Here is a 20458-nt window from a genome sequence, read left to right as displayed (position 1 = left end):
CTGGTGGGCGTTGGTGTTTGGTGTGGGCCGGGCTCCACCAGCGCTAAGACCACCGCCACCCCCTAAAAAAATACCCCAAGGGGGGTCGGGGCGTCGTGGGTGTTTTGTTTTCTAACACCCACATTAACCCCCCCACGCTCGGATCACACGACTGTCCGGCCCGCGCCATCGTGCTGGGAAGCGGCACCCCGGCCCACTCGCGACCGTCCCGACCGGCCGATAACGGGGAAGCCAAAGCATCGTGACCTGAAAGAAGGGATTCCGTCCGCTCCGGCGCTTGATCCCACCGAATTTCCCAGCCGAGTCCGGACGCCGCACCGCCCGCCGGGAATTCCGGTATACGTGGAAGGGAGAGCGCTGCCGGGGAGGACGGCACTGCGCCTCAGGCAAGGGGGATTCATCGATGTTCGACGCACGTATCGTCGCGGATCAGGTCAGTCCGGCCGCCAAACCCAAGATCAGAATTCTTTTCTACACCGACGCTTTCGGCTTCACCGGGAACGGCGGTTTCTCGCTGGGTATTCTTCGTGATGTGATCTTGGCGAACCAACCGTTCTTCGCCGAGTTCGAGATCGATTTGATCAATCGGCACGACGGCGGGCACGCCGCCAAGAAACTCACGTCCGACGTGCTCGGAAGATATGAGCAGGTGTGGTTCTTCGGCCTGTTGCAGTCCAACATGCCGGGGGAGCCGGAGAACGAACTCGTGGACGCCGAGGTCGCGGCGCTGCGGTCCTGGATGGACGCCGGTGGCGGCGTGCTCATCACCGGCGACCACTCGAACCCGCGCCTGCCGGGAGCGGATCCGTCGCTGGCCGACTATCTCAACCTGGGGCGGGCACTGGGGCACCGGGTGCCGCGCGCGGGTGAGCTGCGGGTGTGGAACGACCGGCCGGACGCGAGTATCGAGTTCAGCCACAACACCCACCAGCCGGACCCGTGGGGCAACGACGTCAACCAGCCGATCCCGAACGACCTCGACCCGTATCCGCAGGAGCTGATCCTGCGGAAGCGGTTCGGCAGGCCGCATCCGTTGTTCCAGGGCAGGCGCGGTCCGATCACCGTCTTCCCGGACCACATGCACGAGGGGCAGCTGCTCATCCCCGAGCGGTTCCCGACGGACGTGTGGCCGGCGGGGCGCCTGGGGCAGCCGAAGCCCGAGATCGTCGCGCAGGGCACCGACAAACGCAACGGCCAGGTCTACGGCGTGTCCAGTGTGTACGACGGCGCGGCCGCCGGGGTCGGGCGGATCGTGGCCGACGCCACCTGGCACCACTACTTCGACCTCAACCTGTGGGGCTTCCAGAAGGGCGGCGAGGTGCTCGACCGCCTCACCGAGTACTACGTGAACCTCACGCTGTGGTTGACGCCGAGGCCGGTCAAGCTGGAGGTGAACGCGCAGCTGCTGCACTGGCTTTCGCACAGCCTGAGCGTCCGCGCGGTGCTGCCGGAGGGCGTCCGGGTGCCGGGGATCACCGCAGCGGGCCTGGTCCGCGAGGTCTGCGGGCAGGGAGTGCTCGACGACCTCGTCTGGCCGCTGGAAGGGGCACCCGTGGTGCCGGAAGAGCTGCTGCTGGGCGCTGTGGTCAAGGAGTCCGTCGCCGCGCTGAGCGGCGGGGACGTCGAGGCGTTCGACGCGGCGGGCGTCATCGAACGGGGCCTGCGGGCCGGGGCTGAAGAGTACGCCGCCGAGCTGCGAGCAGCGCTCGGCGACGTCGAAGGCCTGGGGGAGCTCATTTCGCAGGGCATTCGCTGACCGTTCGGTGACCGGTCGCGGCCGGGCCCGGTCGGGTGCGGAGGATCCGGGACGTCGACGTCTCGAACCCTCCGCACCCGGCTGTGTGGTCACACGATCGAGGCATTGGGCTCAGCACCCCGTCTCCCGTGGGTATCCCCCGGGAAACGGAGGAGGCAACGATGCCCGACAACGAGCTCCCAGGGTTCCTGATCATCGGCCTGATCTTCGTCGTGGCCGACGGCCAGATCCTGTACCGGGGCGCCCGCCGCTACCTGAACGGACCGGACGGCCGCGAGGGCGGCGGATCGGTGGCCTGGATGATGGTGACGGTCTTCCACCTGGCCGCGATCGGGGTGCTGGCGCTGCTGGCGGTCGTCGCGCCGGACTGGTCCGGTTCGACCGCCGCGTTCGTCGGCAGGCTGGGCGTCTTTCTGCTGCTCATGGCGGTGGCCCACGTGCTCACCTTGGCGGTGCTCGCCCGTCGTCGTCAGGACCACGTCGTCGAGTCCCGCTATCGGGAGCGCGAGCCCGACCGGCCCGACGTCGCCGAGCAGCCGACGGTCACCCCGGTGCCGGGGCAGGAGGGCCGGGCCCCGCGGGTGAGCCCGGATATCGGGCACCAAGGCCCATATCGGGCTTGAGCGCACCGTGGATTGAATACGCAGAGTGAATAAGAGCGGCAATTCCTTTGTTTTCGCTCTGGACGGGCCGCGATCCGGATAGCGTGAGCCCCGTCGCATCCCCCGGTCCGGGGGCTGAGGCGTTGATCACCTGGTGGCGAGGGTTTGTGGCACCGGTCACGGGCCGGTTCCGGCGCGGCGGCCGGGCGGGCAAGATCGGTGACAGGAGCCCGGGAGCAGGTGGGGAGCCTCGTGGAGCAGGGGCTCACCACGGACGATCGACACGCCGTGCACACGCCGCTACCAAGCGGTAACATATTGTCGGCGCCTCGAAAACCCCATCCGAGCCGGGAATATCGTGCTGCCTACAATGTCCGGCATGACCTACAGCGAACCAGCGCGATCAGCTGCCCCCAGCACCGGATCGCTGGCGTCCGCGTCCTCCTCGGCCGTCTTGGCGAGGGGAATCACCATTTACGGTTGCGGACAGGACGAGGCCGCCTTGTTCCGCGAGATGGCGCCGCGTTTCGGTATCACGCCGACAATCGCTGAGGAACCGGTATCCGAGACCAATATCGAACTGGCCGTCGGAAATCGATGCATCAGTATCGGTCATAAAACCCCGATCACGAACTCGATTCTTCTCGCGCTGAGCAAGATCGGTGTCGAGTACATCTCCACCAGGAGCATCGGCTTCAACCACATCGATGTGGACTACGCGGCGAGCGTCGGTATCACCGTCGGCAACGTCGCCTACTCGCCGGACAGCGTGGCCGACTTCACGCTGATGCTGATGCTGATGGCGGTCCGTGACGCCAAATCCATCATCCGCCGCACCGACGAGCACGACTACCGGCTGAACGAGGTGCGCGGAAAAGAGCTGCGCGATCTGACCGTCGGGGTGGTCGGAACAGGGCGGATCGGGGTCGCGGTACTGGAGCGGCTGCGCGGGTTCGGCTGCAAGGTGCTGGCCTACGACACCATCCTGACCGCCGCGGCCGATTACGTTCCGCTGGAGGAATTGCTCCAGCAGAGCGATATCGTGTCGCTCCATGTGCCGCTCACCACGGATACCTATCACCTGCTCGATCAGCAGGCCATCGAGCGGATGAAGCACGGCGCGTACATCATCAACACCGGACGTGGTCCGCTCATCGAGACCGAGGCCCTCATCGCGGCCCTGGAAAGCGGGAAACTGGGTGGCGCGGCGCTGGACGTCCTCGAAGGCGAGGAAGGGATATTCTACGCCGACTGCCGGAACAAGGCCATCGACGGCAAGCCGCTCCTGCGGTTGCAGAATCTGCCGAACGTGATCGTCAGTCCGCATACCGCCTATTACACCGACCACGCGCTGAGTGACACTGTTGAAAACAGCATCATCAATTGTCTCCAATTCGAAAGCGGGAAGTAGCATGGGTAGGCTGAAAATCGGAATTCTGTTCGGCGGGCTTTCCGAAGAGCATCCTATCTCCATCAAGTCTGCGACCGAGGTCGCGAAGAACCTCGACCTCGAAAAGTACGAGCCTTACTACATCGGGATCACCCTGAGTGGTTCCTGGATGCTGTGCGACGGCCCCTCCGCCGACTGGGAGCAGACCGCGAACCCCCGCCCCGCCGTCCTGTCGCCGGACCGCGGCGTGCACGGCCTGCTGGTCCTGGACGAGGGCAAGTACGAGACGATCGCCCTCGACGTGGTGCTGCCGGTCCTGCACGGCAAGTTCGGCGAAGACGGCACGGTGCAGGGTCTGCTGGAGTTCTCCGGCATCCCCTACGTCGGCTGCGACCTCCCGAGCTCGGTCATGTGCATCGACAAGTCCCTCACCTACGCCGTCGTCCGCGAGGCGGGCATCGCGACGCCGAACTTCCACATCGTCACGGCGGACAACGAGATCGACGCCGACAAGCTCACGTACCCCGTCTTCGTGAAGCCGGCCCGTTCGGGTTCGTCCTTCGGCGTCAGCAAGGTCTCCTCGAAGGAAGAGCTGCCCGCCGCCCTGGCGGAGGCGCGTCAGTACGACGGCAAGATCCTCATCGAGGAAGCCGTCATCGGCAGCGAGATCGGCTGCTCCGTCCTCGGCAGCGGCGACGACCTGCTGACCGGTGAGGTCGACCGGGTCGCGCTGACCCACGGGTTCTTCAAGATCCACCAGGAAGAGAGCCCCGAGACCGGTTCCGAGAACTCCAGCTTCATCGTTCCCGCGGACATCCCGGAGGAGTCGAGCAAGCTCGTCAAGGAGACCGCGAAGGTCATCTACCGCGCCCTGGGCTGCAGCGGGCTCGCGCGGGTCGACCTCTTCCTCAAGGAAGACGGAAGCGTCGTCCTCAACGAGGTCAACACCCTGCCGGGCCTGACCTCCTACAGCCGGTACCCGCGGATGATGGCGGCCGCCGGTATCCCGCTCGGTGAAGTGATCGACCGGCTGGTGACCCTGACCCTGGCGGGTCGCAACGGATGAAAGACGATTTCGTCTTCGTAGACGAGGTTGTGTCCGGAATCCGCTGGGACGCCAAGTACGCCACCTGGGACAACTTCACCGGCAAGCCGGTGGACGGCTACCTGGTGAACCGCGTCGTCGGCACGCGCGCGTTCTGCGCGGCGCTGGAGAAGGCACGGGACAAGGCCGAGTCGCTCGGCTTCGGCCTCCTCCTCTGGGACGTCTACCGTCCACAGCGCGCCGTGGATCGCTTCATGCGCTGGGCGGAAGAGCCCGAAGACGGCCGGAAGAAGGCAAGGCACTACCCGAACATCGACCGTCCCCAGATGTTCGAGCAGGGCTACGTCGCCACCAAGTCCGGCCACAGCCGGGGCAGCACGGTGGACCTGACGCTCTACCACTTGGACACCGGTGAGCTCGCCGACATGGGTGGCGATCACGACGTGATGGACGTCGTCTCGCATCACGGCGCGGCGGGCATAACGGACGAGCAGGAGAAGAACCGCGCGCACCTCTGTTCGATCATGGAGGACAGCGGCTTCAGCTCGTACGAATGCGAGTGGTGGCACTACAACCTGAAGAACGAACCGTATCCGGACACCTATTTCGACTTTCCCATCGCTTAGGCGACGAAAAGAAGACCGGTGTCCGTCCGGTCGGTGACGATGATGCCGCGGGTGCCCCCGAGTGGGCCCCGCGGCATCGCCGTCTCCGGACCACGTTAGCCGTCCGGCGGCGAAAAATGCTCACCCCGCAGGGGGAATCGTCGATCTCAGCCGGGCTTGTCGGTGCCCACGGAAACCTCCTCCGGGATCGACGGGGTGCTCCCCCTCCTGGGTGAAGGAGGTGGCGGACCCGTCAACCTTGGCACCCCTCACTTTGCTCCCGGCGCGTCGGCCGTCGGGTTTCGCCCGCTGTCCAACCGTGAAACCCGTTCGGCCGTCCGGGGTGTCCCGCGCGCGGAGGTGACGACCATCCACTGGGAGACGTCGCTCGACCGTTCGTGTGAATAAGTGTCGAAGGGCGGAACAGTGCGGCCGGGAGCCGTGGCGATCCCGCGCGGGAATTCGAGGTCCACGAACGGCCTAGCAATGCGTGCAAACAGGCTAACCCGTTACGTCCGTGAGCTGCTTGGGCGGCCGCTCTGTACTTACGCTCGGCGAGCGCGTCAATACCGAAGTTGAAGTTTCGAATATCGATCTTGAACGGCCGTTCGGCTGCGGAATTACCCTGTTCGTCAATTGCCGACAACGATTGACCGTGCCATGCTGAAGCGGTGCGCGACTCTTGCTGGGGTTGACAGAGCGCGCACTTACTGGGGCTTTGAGGGGGGTGCGACGGTGTCTCGCGACCGCGAGGAAGTCATAGATTCCGGCCGGTGAACCACTGATCCGAACCGGTGACGAGAACGATGAAGAAATCTCCGAGACCTCGCCCGCGGCAGGTCCGGCTTCTTCGGGCTGACCGGGTGTAGGCCCTTGCCGGACCGAAGCCGCTGAGCGAATGTCTTGGAGGGAGCACGATCCGGGGCGAAGGAGCGAATGTCCTTTCGCCGCGGTGGTTCGTCGAAGTGCCCGCTGCCATCGGTCATCTGGGAGACCGAGGGGCGGCCGCGAGTACGCGGCCCGCCGGCGGCGTTCAAAAGTCCTCACCGTCGAGGACGCCCTCCGCGCGGCCGAGATCCGTGCTGGACGGGAATCGTGGTGTCCAACCACCGAGTCCGAGCAGTTGGACGGTGGATTCAGTGCCATGTCCAAAAGTTGACGAACAACAGATTCTGTGGGGGCTAGGTGGATCCGACGAGAGTTGACCTGTCCGCTCTCCCGGTCGTCGAAATCGAGCTGTCGCGGCTGTCGTCCGTATGCTCGCCGCGCACTTCGGGCGAGGATCCGGACCACGTCGAGACACTGCTGTCGGCAGAATGGGACCTTCCGCCCATTCTCGTTCACCGACCGACGATGCGGGTGATCGATGGCCTGCATCGGCTCAAGGCGGCGAGAGTCAGAGGCGACACCAAAATTCAGGCAAGATTCATCGACGGCACCGAATCCGATGCCTTCGTCCTGGCCGTGGAAGCGAACATCCGGCACGGCCTGCCGCTTTCGCTGGCCGATCGCAAACGGGCGGCCGTCCAGATCATCGGGACCCATCCACAGTGGTCCGACCGGCGGGTGGCCTCGGCGACCGGTATCTCCGCGGGCACGGTGGCGGATCTTCGAAGACGCGGCGGCGAGGGCGGAAACGAAGCCAGGATCGGGCGGGACGGGCGGATCCGGCCCGTCGACAGTTCGGAAAGGCGGAAACTCGCGGCCGACCTCATCCGCAACGACCCCGGCCTCTCGCTCCGGCAGGTGGCCAAGCAGGTCGGCATCTCCCCGGAAACGGTCCGGGACGTGCGGGGCAGGCTGGAGCGCGGCGAGAGCCCGACCCCGGACGGCAACCGGAGACTGCGGACCAAACAGCATCCGCTGACCCTGACGGAGCCCGATCTCGGTCACGAGCTGGACCAGGAACGGATCGTCGTACTGGAACGCCTCAAGGCCGATCCCGCGCTGCGGCTGAGCGAAGTCGGCCGGATCCTGTTGCGCATGCTCGCCATGCACTCCATGGACGGACAGGAGTGGGAACGGATCCTGCACGGCGTCCCGCCGCATCTGTACGGCGTGGTCGCCGGATTCGCCAGGGAACACGCGAGGGTCTGGGCGGGATTCGCGGATCACCTGGAGCACCGCGCCACCGATCTGGCCGCACGATGATCACGGACGACATCGGGTAGGAGCGTTCGGCGGTATCCGGGGCGAAGGGGACTGTCCCCTTCGCCCCGGCGTTTTTCCAGGCGGTGCCCAATTCCCGCGTCTCGACACGGCCGGGGGAGCGGCTTAAGAAGGAGGAGTGAGCATCGAGAAGGCGCTTGTCGTGGGTACCGGACTGATCGGCACGTCGGCGGCGCTGGCTCTGCGCGCGAAGGGCGTGGAGGTGCGCCTCTCCGACATCGACGAGCAGGCCGTGGCGCTGGCCCGGGAGCTCGGCGCCGGCCGGGAATGGTCGGGCGAGGAAGTGGATCTGGCGTTGCTCGCCGTGCCGCCGCACCTCGTCGGGGAACGGCTGGCCGAACTCCAGAAACAAGGAGCGGCACGGGTTTACACCGATGTGGCCAGCGTAAAGGCAGGCCCGATCGCCGACGCGGAGCGGCTCGGCTGCGACCTGACCTCCTACGTGCCGGGGCATCCGCTCGCCGGCCGGGAGCGGTCCGGCCCGTCCGCCGCCCGTGCGGAGCTGTTCGACGGCCGTGCCTGGGCGCTCTGCCCCGGTCCCGGGACCGGCGCGGACGCGATGAGGCTGGTGCGGGAACTGGTGTCGCTGTGCGGAGCGAAGGCCGTCACCGTCGGTGCGGACGAGCACGACACGGCGGTGGCGCTGGTGTCGCACGCCCCGCACGTCGCGGCCTCGGCGGTGGCCGCGAGCCTGGCGAGCGGCGACGACGTCGCGATCAGCCTCGCCGGGCAGGGGCTGCGTGACGTGACCCGGATCGCCGCCGGGAATCCCTTGCTGTGGCAGCGGATTCTTGCCGGGAACGCCGTGGCGGTGGCCGAGGTGCTCGACCGTGTCGCGGCCGACCTCGCCGCGGCGGCCACGGCCCTGCGGTCCGGTGAGCTCGACGATTTGACGGATCTGCTGCGACGCGGAGTGGACGGTCAGGCGAGGATCTCGGTACCGGGAGCCTGAACGGTGTCGCTTGTGGACAGTGGGAGTACGGCGAAGTTCGCTTGAACCCCCTCGTGGACATCGACACGATTCAGCACGATTGAGATCGCGGACTTCGCGCGTGGGAGGAATGACCGTATGGACGTGGTGTTGAACTTCGGGGCACCGACCAAGAGCGACGACGATCCCGATCCCTGGGGGAGCAGGGTCCGTCCGGGGACGGTGCGCCGCGTGCTCGCCTACTTCCGCCCGCACCTCGGCCTGGTCGCGCTCTTCATCGTCATCGCCGCGCTGGAGGCGGCCGTCGTCATCGCGACCCCCTTGCTGATGAAGGAGCTCATCGACGGCGGGATCCTCAAGAACGACTTCGGCGTCGTGATCCTGATGGCCGTCCTGACCGCCGCGCTCGCCGTCGTCGGCGCGTTGCTGTCGTTGTTCTCGGCCTATGTCTCCGCGCGCATGGGGGAGGGGGTCACCTACGACCTCCGGGTCCAGGCGATCGACCACGTCCGGAGTCTGCCGGTCGCGTTCTTCACCCGCACCCAGACCGGCGTGCTGGTCGGGCGGCTGCACACGGAACTGATCATGGCCCAGCAGTCGTTCGGCCACCTGCTGATGTCGGCCACCAGCGCGGTCACGGTCCTGCTGGTGCTGGCCGAGATGTTCTACCTGTCGTGGCTCGTCGCCGTCGTCACGCTGGTGCTGATCCCGCTGTTCGTCGTGCCCTGGGTCTACGTGGGGCGGATGATCCAGAAGCGCACCGGACGGCTGATGGAGGCGAACGCCGGTCTCGGCGGGCTGCTCCACGAGCGGTTCAACGTCCAGGGGGCGATGCTCTCCAAGCTCTTCGGCCGCCCGGACGAGGAGATGGCCGACTACCGGGACCGGTCCGGGAAGATCCGCGACATCGGCGTGAGCATCTCGATCTGGGGCCGGATGTCCTTCGCGATGATGGCGCTGATGGCCTCGATCGCGACGGCGGTCGTCTACGGGATCGGCGGCGGGCTAGTCATCGACGGTGCCTTCCAGCTCGGCACGCTGATCGCCATCGCCACCCTGCTCGGGCGGCTGCTCGGGCCGATCACCCAGCTGTCCGGGTTGCAGGAGACCGCGCAGACCGTGGTGGTGAGCTTCTCCCGGATCTTCGAGCTGCTCGACCTGAAGCCGCTGATCCAGGAACGCCCCGGCGCGGGTGAACTCGAGAAGGACGTCGCGCCGGACATCGAGTTCGACGACGTGACCTTCCGCTATCCGACCGCGAACGAGGTTTCGCTGGCGTCGCTTGAACACCTGCGGACCAAGCGGGAGAACGAGGAACTGTCGGCGGACGTCCTGCGCGGCATCAGCTTCCAGGCTCCCGCCGGGACGCTCACCGCGCTCGTCGGCCCGTCCGGAGCCGGGAAGAGCACCATCACCCATCTCGTCTCCCGGCTGTACGACCCGAATTCCGGGACCGTCCGCGTCGGCGGCAGCGATCTCCAGGACCTCACCTTCGATTCGCTCCGCGAAACGATCGGCGTGGTCAGCCAGGACGCGTACCTCTTCCACGACACGATCCGGGAGAACCTGCTCTACGCGCGGCCCACGGCCACCGAAGAAGAACTGATCGAGGCGTGCAAGGGCGCCCAGATCTGGGATCTCATCGAGTCGCTGCCGCGCGGGTTCGACACCGTCACCGGCGACCGCGGTTACCGGATGTCGGGCGGGGAGAAGCAGCGGCTGGCCATCGCCCGGCTGCTGCTGAAGGCGCCCACCGTCGTCGTCCTCGACGAAGCCACCGCGCATCTGGACTCCGAATCGGAGGCCGCCGTCCAGCGGGCGCTCAAGACCGCGCTGCGCAGCCGGACCTCGATCGTGATCGCCCACCGGTTGTCCACGATCCGCGAGGCCGACCAGATCCTCGTGATCGACGGGGGAACGGTCCGGGAACGCGGGACGCACGACGAACTGCTGGCGCAGGACGGCCTGTACGCGGAGCTGTACCGGACGCAGTTCGCCAATCCCGACCGCTTCGGCCCCAAGCCGGAGCCGGAGCCCGAGATCGACGACGAACCTGAGCCGGTGGCCACCTTTATGGGCCATGGAGGGTGACGATGAGTTCCGCAGCGCAGACGAGCCTTGCTCTTTTCACCGGTCAAGCGGCCCGGACACCCGGCGCGGTGGCCGTGGTCGACGGGGACCGGGTCCTCACCTATGCCGAGCTCGACGCGCTGGCGGGCCGGTTGGCCGGACGGCTGGCCGAACGCGGTGTCCGCCGGGGCGGTCGCGTCGCGGTCATGCTGGACCGTTCGGCGGACCTGCTGGTGGCGCTGCTCGCCGTCTGGAAGGCGGGGGCGGCGTACGTACCGGTGGACGCCGCGTATCCCACGCCGCGGATCGCTTTCCTGCTGGCCGATTCGGGCGCGTCCCTGATGCTGTGCTCGGCCGCGACACTCGGCAAGGCGCCGTCGGGGATCGATTCGATCGTCGTCACGGGTGACGAGCCGGGCGAGGCGCCGGTGAGCACGGCGCGTCCGGAAGACCTGGCCTACATCATGTACACCTCCGGCTCGACGGGTACGCCGAAGGGCGTGGCCGTGCCGCATCGCAGTGTCGCGGAGCTGGTGGGGGATCCGGGCTGGGCGATGGGCCCGGACGACGCGGTCCTCATGCACGCGCCGCATTCCTTCGACGCGTCCCTGTGCGAGATCTGGGTTCCGCTGGTGTCGGGCGCCAGGGTGGTGATCGCCGGGCCCGGACAGGTCGACGCCCGGCGGCTGCGGGAAGCGGTCGCGTCCGGGGTGACGCGGGCGCATCTGACCGCGGGCAGTTTCCGTGCGGTGGCGGAGGAATCGCCGGAGTCGTTCGCGGGGCTCGACGAGATCCTGACCGGCGGTGACCTGGTGCCCGCGCACGCCGTCGAGCGTGTTCGGAAAGCCGCGCCGGGCGCGCGGATCCGGCATCTCTACGGCCCGACGGAAACGACGTTGTGCGCGACATGGCACGTGCTCGAACCGGGCGGCGAACTGGGTTCGGTGCTGCCCATCGGCCGTCCGCTCTCGGGCCGGCACGCCCGGGTGCTCGACGCGTCGCTGCGGCCGGTGGAACCGGAGGTGGTCGGCGATCTGTACCTCTCCGGCGCCGGTCTGGCGGACGGCTACCTGGACCGGACGGCGCTGACGGCCGAGCGGTTCGTGGCGGATCCGTCCTCGCCGGGCGCGCGGATGTACCGGACCGGTGACCTCGCCCAGTGGAACGCGGACGGCGAACTGCTGTTCGCCGGCCGGGCCGACGACCAGGTCAAGATCCGCGGGTTCCGGGTCGAACCCGGTGAGGTCGAGGCCGCGATGACCGCGCAACCGGACGTCCACGAGGCCGTGGTGGTGCCGATCGACGGGCGACTGATCGGGTACGTGGTGGCCGAGGTGGACCCCGTTCTCGTTCGCGAGCGGCTCGCCGCGGTGCTCCCGGACTACCTGGTCCCGGCGGTGGTGCTCGCGGTGGACGCGCTTCCGCTGACCGGCAACGGGAAGGTGGACCGGGCGGCCTTGCCCGCCCCCGACTTCACCGCGAAGGCCGACGGCAGGGAACCCGTCACCGAGGCCGAACGTGTCCTTTGTGGACTGTTCGCCGAGGTGCTCGGCATCGAACGTGCCGGTGTCGACGACGGTTTCTTCGACCTGGGCGGGGATTCGATCCTCGCCGTGCGCGTCGCCGCGCGTGCGGCCAAAGCGGGCCTGCTGGTGACGCCGTCGCAGATCTTCGGGGAGCGGACCCCCGGCCGGCTGGCCGCTGTGGCGCGTGCCGTACCGGCGGACGCCACCGCCGACGGCCCCCTGATCGACCTGACCGAGGAAGACGAGGCGGAGCTGGCGATCGCCGCTCCCGGGGCACAAGAGGTCTGGCCGCTGGCGCCGCTCCAGGCGGGCCTGCTCTTCCAGACGACCCTGGACGACCAGGGCCCCGACATCTACCAGACCCAGTGGATCGTGGAGCTGACCGGACCGCTGGACACGGCCCGGCTGCGGGCGGTGTGGGAAGCGGTCTTCGCCCGGCACGCCGAACTGCGGCTGACCTTCCACCGGCTCTCGTCGGGCAAGGCGGTGCAGGCCGTCGCCGGGCACGTCGACCTGCCGTGGCGCGAGGTCGATCTGACCGGCGCGAGCGACGTCGAAGCGGCCGTCGAAGCCGTGACGGCCGCGGAGCAGCGGGACAGGTTCGACCTCACCAAGGCGCCGCTGTTCCGGCTGGTGCTGATCCGGGTGGGCGACGAGCGGTATCGCCTGCTGGTCGTCAACCACCACATCCTGACCGACGGCTGGTCGGTGGCGGTCATCCTCAACGAGGTCGCCGAGGCGTACACCTCCGGCGGCCGGTTCCCGGACCGGACGGGTGCCGCGTCCTACCGGGACTACCTTGCCTGGCTGGAGCGGCAGGACAAGGAAGCGGCGCGCGAGGCCTGGCAGGCGGAACTGTCGGACCTCGACGTGCCCGCGCTGGTCGCCAAATCGGACGACGCGACCGAATACGACTACCACGTCACCCATCTTTCCCCCGAGCTGCACACGCGGTTGACCGACTTCGCCCGCGACCACGGGCTGACGCTGAACACGGTGGTCCAGGGCGCGTGGGCGATCGTGCTGGCGCGGCTCGCGCGGCGGACCGACGTCGTGTTCGGCACCACGGTGGCTTGCCGTCCCCCGGAACTGTCCGGGGTGGAGTCGATGCCGGGGCTCATGATGAACACGGTCCCCGTACGGGTCTCACTGAACGGTGACGAGTCCCTTGTGGACATGCTGACCGGGTTGCAGCGCCGTCAGGTCGCCCTGATGCCGCATCACCACCTGGGGCTGACGGACATCCAGAAGACGGCCGGGCCCGGCGCGATGTTCGACACGCTGCTGGTGTTCGAGAACTATCCGCGGGACTTCGCCGACCGGTTCACGTATCTGGGCACCATCGAGGGGACCCACTACCCGGTGACCGTCGGGGTCATCCCGGGAGAACGGTTCCGGATCCAGCTCGCCTACTGGCGTGGGCAGATCGGCCGGGCCGTCGCCGACTCGCTGCTCGACTGGTTCGTCGGTGCCCTTGAAGCGGTGTCCGCCGATCCGTCCCGGCTCGTCGGCCGCACCGACATGGGCGAGATCCCGTTGCCCCGCTGGAAGTCCGCGCTGGTGTCGGACGAGCCGCTGCCGTCGCTGATCGGGCGGATGGCGGCGGAGCGGCCGGACGCGGTGGCGGTCGCGGACGGCGAGGGCGACCTCACGTACGCGGAACTGTGGGATCGGGCGGTCAGGTTCGCCGCCGTCCTGCGGGAACGCGGGGTCGGCCGCGAGCGCCGTGTCGGACTCGTGGTGGGCCGGTCATCGTGGTGGCTGGTCGGGATGCTGGGGGTGTCACTGGCGGGCGGCGTCTTCGTCCCGGTGGATCCCTTGTACCCGGCCGAGCGCGTGAAGCTGATCTTCGGCAGCGCGGATCCGATGCTGGTGGTGTGCCAGGGAAAGACCCGCGACGCGGTGCCGGAGGAGTTCGCGGACCGGATCGTGGTGCTGGACGAACTCGACCTGCCCCGGGCACCGGGCGCGGTCCTGCCGCGGATCGCGATGCGCGACGCGGCGTACGTGATCTACACGTCGGGATCGACCGGAACGCCGAAGGGCGTCGTCGTCACGTACTCCGGCCTGGGCAATCTGGCGATGGCGCATATCGAACGGCTCGCCGTGAAGCCGTCCTCGCGGGTGTTGCAGTTCGCGGCGCTCGGCTTCGACACCATCGTGTCCGAGGTGATGATGGCGTTGCTTTCCGGGGCGACGCTGGTGATGCCGCCGGACGAGGACCTGCCGCCGCATGCTTCGCTGACCGACACGCTGGAGCGGTGGGACGTCACGCACGTGAAGGCTCCGCCGTCGGTGCTGGCCACCGTGGACGCGCTGCCGGACCGGGTGGAGACGGTGACCGCGGCGGGGGAACTCTGCCCGCCGGGCCTGGTGGACCGCCTGTCGGCCGACCGCCGGATGATCAACGCCTACGGGCCGACCGAGACCACGATCTGCGCGACGGTGAGCATGCCGCTGGCGCCGGACGGGGCGGTGATCCCGTTCGGGGGGCCGATCGCCGGGGTGCGCGGGTATCTGCTGGACGCGTTCCTGCGCCCGCTGCCGCCGGGGGTCACCGGTGAGCTGTATCTGGCCGGGATCGGGGTGGCGCGCGGGTATCTCGGCCGCTCGGCGCTGACGTCCGAGCGGTTCGTCGCCGATCCGTTCGTCGCCGGTGAGCGGATGTACCGGACGGGCGACCTGGCGTACTGGACGGATCAGGGTGAACTGGTGTCCGCCGGCCGGGCCGACGACCAGGTCAAGATCCGCGGGTTCCGGGTCGAACCCCGCGAGATCGAGTTCGCGCTGTCCAACCGGCCCGACGTCACCCAGGCCACCGTGACCGTCCGCGAAGGCCGCTTGGTGGCCTATGTGTCGCCGGGCGACGTCGATCCGGAGGCGCTGCGACGGGAACTCGCGGAGCGGATGCCCGCGTACATGGTGCCCGCCGCGGTGATGGCGCTGGACGTCCTGCCGCTGACGCCGCACGGGAAGATCGACCGGAAGGCGTTGCCCGAACCGGACTTCTCGTCGAAGACGGTCGGCAGGGAACCGTCGACCGAGGTCGAGCGGCTGTTGTGCGAGATGTTCGCCGAGGTCCTCGGACTGGCGCGGGTCGGGGTCGAGGACAGCTTCTTCGAACTGGGCGGGGACTCGATCTCGTCCATGCAGGTGGCCGCCCGCGCGCGGCGTGACGGGATCTCGCTGACCCCGCGGCAGGTGTTCGAACACCGCACCCCCGAGCGGCTGGCGCAGCTGGTGGCGGAAATCCCCGCGCCGCGGCAGGAGACGGTGCCGGACGACGGCGTCGGCGACGTCGAGCTGACGCCGGTGATGCGGATGTTCGGTGAGGACGCCGCGGCGCCGGGCTTCGCGCAGTGGATGGTGCTGGGCACGCCTTCGGCGCTGACGGAGAAAACGGTGGTCGCCGGGCTGACGGCCGTCGTGGACACGCACGACATGCTGCGGGCGCGGGTCGGTGACGGACGTCTGGTGGTGGCCGAGCGCGGTTCGCTCGACGTCGCCGCGATGGTCAAGTGCGTGCGGGTCGACGGTTCCGTGGACGAGGCCGTGGAAAACGCGGCGCGGGACGCGGTGGGACGGCTCGACCCGCTCGCGGGCGTGATGGTCCAGGCGGTGCTGATCGACGCCGGTCCGGATCGGCTGGGACGCCTGGTCGTGGTCGCGCATCACTTGGTGGTGGACGGTGTGTCGTGGCGGATCCTGTCGTCGGATCTGCGAGCCGCTTGCGAGGCGGTGTCCGAAGGCCGCGAGCCGGCGCTGGAGCCGGTGGGAGTGTCGTTCCGGCGCTGGACCGGACTGCTGGCGGAGCAGACGCGGGTCGCGGAACTGCCGGTGTGGCAAGCGATCCTCGGGCGAGAGGCGCTGCCGGAACCCACGTCGACCGGGAAAATCCGCTCGCGGTCGTGGACGGTGCCGAAGGCCGAGACGGCGGTGCTGGTGGGCCGGGCCCCGGTGGTCTTCCACTGCGGGGTGAACGACGTCCTGCTGGCCGGATTGGCGGGCGCGGTGCCGCGATGGCGCGGCGGGGACGCGGTGGTGGTCGAGGTGGAAAGCCACGGCCGTCATCCGGTCGACGGGATGGATCTGTCCCGGACGGTGGGCTGGTTCACCAGCGCGTATCCGATCCGCCTCGACGTGGCGGGGATCGATCTGGCGGACGTCCTCGCCGGTGGCCCGGCGGCCGGACGGCTGCTCAAGGCGGTCAAGGAACAGTCGCGGGCCGTACCCGGCGACGGCCTCGGATACGGCTTGCTGCGGTATCCCCACGACGGGAAGACACCGGTTCTCGCGGAAAGCCCGTCGCCGCGGATCGGCTTCAATTACATGGGCCGGTTCGTCGCCGGCGACCAAAGCGACGTGCGGGCGTGGCAGCTCGTCGGTGACATCGGCGGCTCGATGGATCCGGACATGAATCTGCCGCATCCGATCGAAGTCAACGCGATCGTCCAGGATTTGCCGGATGGTCCCGAATTGGCGCTCATGGTGGAATGGTCGGGCGACGTCTTCGGCGAGGCCGAGATCGCGCGGCTGGGCCAGGAATGGCTGGACATGTTGTCAGGACTGGCCCGGCAGGCGGAAGATCCTTCGGCCGGGGGACATACGGCTTCCGACTTCGCCCTGCTCGAACTGGACCAGGACGAGATCGAGGAATTCGAAGCATTGGCGGCCGAACTCCGGCAATAGCGGTGTAAAGCAATGGAGGCTAGATCTTCGTGAATACTCCGTCCCCGTCCTCCGGAATGGCGCTTGCGGAAATCTGGCCGCCGTCACCGATGCAGGAGGGAATCCTTTATCACCTCGCGCTCGACGCCGAGGCGCCGGACACCTACCGCATTCAGCAGACGCTGATCATCGACGGCCCTCTCGACCCGGAACGGTTCCGGACGTCCTGGCAGGCGCTGGTCGACAGGCACCCGTCGCTGCGCGCGGGTTTCGTCCGGCGGAAGTCCGGTGAGATGGTGCAGCTCATCCACCGGGAGGTGAAACTCCCCTGGGAGGAGCGCGATCTGTCCCATCTCGCCGAGCGGGAGGCGCTGGCCGAGGTCGACGTGCTCGCGGAGCAGGAGCGCGCCAGGAAGTTCGACGTGGCGAAGCCGCCGCTGCTGCGGCTCATGCTGATCCGGCTCGCCCCGGAGAAGCACTGCCTGATCACGACCAGCCATCACCTGGTGATGGACGGCTGGTCGCGGGCGCTGCTCGAATCGGAACTCCTGAAGATCTACGCGGGGGGCGGTGTCACCACTTCGCTGCCGTCCGCCCGTTCCTACCGGGACTACCTGGCCTGGCTCGACGCGCAGGACAAGGAATCCGCCCGTGCGGCCTGGAAAGAAGAGCTGGCCGGTGCCGAGCGATCGGCGCTCGGCATCCCCGAAAAGGCGCGGAAGTCCCCGGGGCAGCAGGCCAGGGAGGCGCTGGCCTATTCGCCGGAGTTCACCTCCGCCTTGGTGGATTTCGCGCGCCGCAACGGATTGACGCTCAACACGCTGGTGCAGGGCGCGTGGGCGCTGGTGCTCGCCCGTCTGGCGCGCCGTCGTGACGTGGTGTTCGGCGCGGTGGTCTCCGGGCGCCCGGCGGATCTTCCCGGTGTGGAGAACGTGGTGGGCCTGTTCATCAACACCGTGCCGGTGCGGGTGCGGCTGGACGGCGAGAAGTCCGTCCTGCGGACGCTGACGGAGCTGCAGGAGCGGCAGGCCGGGCTCATCTCGCACCAGCATCTCGGCCTGCAAGAGATCCAGAAGCTGCCGGGGGCGAGCTTCGAAACGATCCTGTCGTTCGAGAACTACGTCGACCCCGCGGCCAAGGGCGGCTCCGATCGCGAGCTCAAGCTGAGCCTGAAGGAGTTCCACCAGTCGGCGCCGTACGCGATCCTGATGGGCGTGATCCCGGGCGAGAGCCTGCGGACCGAGGTGGAGTACCTGCCGGAACTGGTCGAACACCACACCGCGCGGGAGGTCCTGCACGGGCTTTTCCGGGTGCTGGAGGGAATGATCGCCGCCCCCGAGGCGCCGGTGGGCAGCCTGGACATGGTGGGCGGCGCCGGACGAGAGCTGGTCGTCGAGCGGTGGAACGACGTCGGCGACGCGATCGCCGCGCCGTCACCGGTGACGCTTTTCCTTCAGCAGGTGGAAAAAGCGCCTTCCTCGCCGGCTGTGACGGCCGGGGGCCGGTCGTGGTCGTACGCGGAACTCGACCGGTGGTCCGGCAGGGTGGCGCGAGCGCTGGTGGAGCGTGGTGTGCGGCGCGGCGACCGGATCGGCGTGCTGCTGGAGCGCTCGGCCGAGGTGCTCGCCGCCTGGCTCGGGGTGTGGAAGGCCGGAGCGGTGTTCGTGCCTGTCGATCCGGACTACCCGGAGGACCGGGTGGCGTTCATGCTGACCGATTCCGCGGTCGCGGCGGTGGTGTGCCGGGCCGGGACCGCGGCCGCGGTGCCGCCGGGTCACCAGCGGGTCCTGATGGAGGAAACCGACCACGGCGAGGTCGCGCTCGTCCCGGTCGGCGCGGACGATCCCGCGTACGTGATGTACACGTCCGGATCGACCGGGACCCCGAAGGGCGTGGCCATCCCGCACGGCGGAGTGGCGGCGCTGGCCGGGGAACCGGGCTGGGAACTGCGCGAAGGCGAGACGGTGCTGATGCACGCCCCGCACACCTTCGACGCGTCGCTGTACGACATCTGGGCGCCGCTCACCTCGGGCGCGCGGGTGATGATCACCGAGCCGGGCGTCGTCGACGCGGCCAGGCTCGCCGCCCATGTCGCGGACGGGCTCACCGCGGTGAACTTCACCGCCGGGCACTTCCGGGCACTCGTCCAGGAGTCGCCGGAATCCTTCGCGGGGTTGCGCGACGTGTCCGCGGGCGGCGACGTCGTCCCGCTCGAAGAGGTCGAGCGAGTCCGCCAAGCGTGCCCGGGGCTGCGGGTCTGGCACACCTACGGTCCGACGGAGACCACGCTGTGCGCGACGTGGAAGGCGATCGAGCCCGGTGACCGGGTGGGGCCGACGCTGCCGATCGGCCGTCCGCTGCCGGGGCGGCGGTTGTACGTGCTGGACGTTTTCCTGCGTCCGTTGCCGCAGGGCGTCGTGGGCGATCTGTACATCGCCGGCGCCGGGGTGGCGCACGGCTACCAGGGGCAGACGGGGTTGACGGCGGAGCGGTTCGTCGCCGATCCGTTCGCCGCCGGTGAGCGGATGTACCGGACGGGCGACCTGGCGTACTGGAGCGACGAGGGTGAGCTGGTGTTCGCCGGCCGGGCCGACGACCAGGTCAAGATCCGCGGGCACCGGGTGGAGCCGGGCGAGGTCGAGGCGGTGCTGGCCGAACAGCCGGGCGTCGACCAGGCCGTGGTGGTGGCGCGCGACGGTCGTCTGATCGGCTACGTCGTTTCCGAGGGCGAGGTGCATCCCACCAGGCTGCGCACCCGGATCGCCAAGGTGCTCCCGGAGTACATGGTGCCCGCGGAAGTGATCGTGCTGCCTGCCCTCCCGGTGACGGCGAACGGCAAGGTGGACCGGGAAGCGTTGCCGGACCCCGATTTCAGCGAACGCGTGACCTACCGGGAGCCGCGCACGGAGCCCGAGCGGGCGTTGTGCGAACTCTTCGCCGAGGTGCTCGGCCTGGACCGGGTCGGTGTGGACGACAGCTTCTTCGAGATCGGCGGCGATTCGATCTACTCGGTGAAACTGACCGCGCGTGCGCTGCGAGCCGGGATCACCTTCGACGTGGCTGACGTGTTCGAGCACCGGACGCCGGCTGGGCTCGCGGCGGTCATCGCCCCGGGTGATCCGGCGGTCGCTCCGGCCGAGCCTGCGTCGGACACGGAACTCCTCGATCTCGGTCAGGACGAAATCGACGAATTCGAGGCCGAGTTCGACGACGCGCGGCAGGTCTGACGGGACTTCTCGCGTGATCAGATGACGATCTCGCGTGATCAGGCGGCGATCATTCGTGATCAGAGACGGAACTCGCGTGATTAGAGCCGTAACTCGCGTGATTGGAGCCGTAACTCGCGTGATTAAATACGGAACTCGCGTGATCAGATGACGTTCACGAAGTTCGCCGTCTGACACGCGAGTTCCGTTCCTGGACACGCGAGTCACGCCTCTGATCACGTGAGTTCCGTTCTTGATCACGTGGGTTCCGGCTCCAATCACGCGAGTCACGGCTCTGATCACGCGAGTGACGGCTCTGATCACGCGAGTCTCGCCTTCGCTCACGACCACGCCACCCGGCCCGGCGCGGTCGGGTGGAGCAGGGGTGTTGCGAAAGCCACTTTGGCAACCTTCAACGTTGTGAAAGTGGCATTACCCACAACGCCGCCCGCTCGCACGGGGGTGTGGGAAGTCGCGAAAGCCCCGAGAG

10 protein-coding genes are annotated in these 20458 nt (G+C 68.4%); all 10 read left to right on the top strand.

Annotated features, from left to right (window positions below):
• Window positions 1–403: 403 nt before the first annotated feature.
• The 10 genes from ACFWMR_RS30045 (at window position 404) to ACFWMR_RS30000 (ending at window position 19989) form a co-directional block, all read left to right on the top strand.
• Window positions 404–1756, top strand: coding sequence for a hypothetical protein (locus ACFWMR_RS30045; RefSeq protein ID WP_378380811.1), 1353 nt, complete (start codon window positions 404–406; stop codon window positions 1754–1756).
• Window positions 1757–1917: 161 nt separating this feature from the next.
• Entirely contained in the window at window positions 1918–2379 is a 462-nt protein-coding gene (locus ACFWMR_RS30040; protein ID WP_093934224.1) for a hypothetical protein, read from the top strand.
• A gap of 358 nt (window positions 2380–2737) precedes the next feature.
• A complete protein-coding gene (vanH, locus tag ACFWMR_RS30035; RefSeq protein ID WP_167406116.1) occupies window positions 2738–3769 on the top strand; it encodes a VanH-AOV family D-lactate dehydrogenase in 1032 nt (343 codons plus the stop codon).
• Between the two features lies 1 nt (window position 3770).
• Window positions 3771–4814, top strand: a complete 1044-nt coding sequence (gene vanA-Ao2, locus ACFWMR_RS30030; RefSeq protein ID WP_378380810.1) for a D-alanine--(R)-lactate ligase VanA-Ao2 — start codon at window positions 3771–3773, stop codon at window positions 4812–4814.
• On the top strand, window positions 4811–5419 hold the full coding sequence (gene vanX / locus ACFWMR_RS30025; RefSeq protein ID WP_378380809.1) for a D-Ala-D-Ala dipeptidase VanX: 609 nt from the start codon (window positions 4811–4813) through the stop codon (window positions 5417–5419). The genes vanA-Ao2 and vanX overlap by 4 nt, the downstream gene beginning before the upstream one ends.
• 1164 nt (window positions 5420–6583) lie before the next feature.
• The gene (locus ACFWMR_RS30020; protein WP_093934228.1) at window positions 6584–7549 is read left to right on the top strand and encodes a ParB/RepB/Spo0J family partition protein; all 966 of its coding nucleotides are present in this window, start codon (window positions 6584–6586) and stop codon (window positions 7547–7549) included.
• Window positions 7550–7685: 136 nt separating this feature from the next.
• A complete protein-coding gene (locus ACFWMR_RS30015) occupies window positions 7686–8519 on the top strand; it encodes a prephenate dehydrogenase (protein WP_378380808.1) in 834 nt (277 codons plus the stop codon).
• A 117-nt stretch (window positions 8520–8636) separates the two neighbouring features.
• Window positions 8637–10589, top strand: a complete 1953-nt coding sequence (locus ACFWMR_RS30010; RefSeq protein ID WP_378380807.1) for an ABC transporter ATP-binding protein — start codon at window positions 8637–8639, stop codon at window positions 10587–10589.
• Between the two features lie 2 nt (window positions 10590–10591).
• The gene (locus tag ACFWMR_RS30005) at window positions 10592–16783 is read left to right on the top strand and encodes an amino acid adenylation domain-containing protein (protein ID WP_378380806.1); all 6192 of its coding nucleotides are present in this window, start codon (window positions 10592–10594) and stop codon (window positions 16781–16783) included.
• A gap of 56 nt (window positions 16784–16839) precedes the next feature.
• On the top strand, window positions 16840–19989 hold the full coding sequence (locus ACFWMR_RS30000; protein ID WP_378380805.1) for an amino acid adenylation domain-containing protein: 3150 nt from the start codon (window positions 16840–16842) through the stop codon (window positions 19987–19989).
• The last annotated feature ends 469 nt before the right edge of the window (window positions 19990–20458 follow it).

Source organism: Amycolatopsis thailandensis, from assembly GCF_042723255.1.
GTDB classification, from domain to species: Bacteria; Actinomycetota; Actinomycetes; order Mycobacteriales; family Pseudonocardiaceae; genus Amycolatopsis; species Amycolatopsis thailandensis.
This window is presented reverse-complemented; position numbering and strand designations above follow the sequence as displayed.

Bases quoted from the DNA above. Each gene is read 5' to 3' on its own strand.
- ACFWMR_RS30045 (WP_378380811.1), top strand. From the start codon at position 404: ATGTTCGACGCACGTATCGTCGCGGATCAGGTCAGTCCGGCCGCCAAA.
- ACFWMR_RS30040 (WP_093934224.1), top strand. From the start codon at position 1,918: ATGCCCGACAACGAGCTCCCAGGGTTCCTGATCATCGGCCTGATCTTC.
- vanH (WP_167406116.1), top strand. From the start codon at position 2,738: ATGACCTACAGCGAACCAGCGCGATCAGCTGCCCCCAGCACCGGATCG.
- vanA-Ao2 (WP_378380810.1), top strand. From the start codon at position 3,771: ATGGGTAGGCTGAAAATCGGAATTCTGTTCGGCGGGCTTTCCGAAGAG.
- vanX (WP_378380809.1), top strand. From the start codon at position 4,811: ATGAAAGACGATTTCGTCTTCGTAGACGAGGTTGTGTCCGGAATCCGC.
- ACFWMR_RS30010 (WP_378380807.1), top strand. From the start codon at position 8,637: ATGGACGTGGTGTTGAACTTCGGGGCACCGACCAAGAGCGACGACGAT.
- ACFWMR_RS30005 (WP_378380806.1), top strand. From the start codon at position 10,592: ATGAGTTCCGCAGCGCAGACGAGCCTTGCTCTTTTCACCGGTCAAGCG.
- ACFWMR_RS30000 (WP_378380805.1), top strand. From the start codon at position 16,840: ATGGCGCTTGCGGAAATCTGGCCGCCGTCACCGATGCAGGAGGGAATC.